This window comes from Bacillus sp. SD075, from assembly GCF_017355165.1.
Classification (GTDB): domain Bacteria; phylum Bacillota; class Bacilli; order Bacillales; family DSM-1321; genus Peribacillus.
Genome location: NZ_JADILK010000130.1, coordinates 1 through 288, shown reverse-complemented (window position 1 = coordinate 288; position 288 = coordinate 1). Strand labels below are relative to the sequence as shown.

Annotated in this window: 1 rRNA gene; it reads left to right on the top strand. The window is 35.4% G+C overall.

The window, feature by feature from the left end:
* Positions 1-112 precede the first annotated feature (112 nt).
* Positions 113-228, top strand: a 5S ribosomal RNA gene (gene rrf, locus IOC57_RS25585).
* Positions 229-288: the final 60 nt, after the last annotated feature.

Below are 288 nucleotides of genomic sequence, written 5' to 3'. Positions count from 1 at the left end.
TTAAAAAATGAAATACCTTCTTATTATTATCTAGTTTTGAAGGAATGAAAATTTCTTCTTGCATTTTGATTTCATACATGGTATGATAATAAATGTGCTAAAAGATTAAATGTTTGGTGGCGATAGCGAAGAGGTCACACCCGTTCCCATTCCGAACACGGCAGTTAAGCTCTTCAGCGCCAATGGTAGTTGGGGGTTTCCCCCTGTGAGAGTAGGACGCCGCCAAGCTATAATCATTGTATTCTTTTTAAATAAATGGGAATACTATATTTATAAAAGTAACATTCA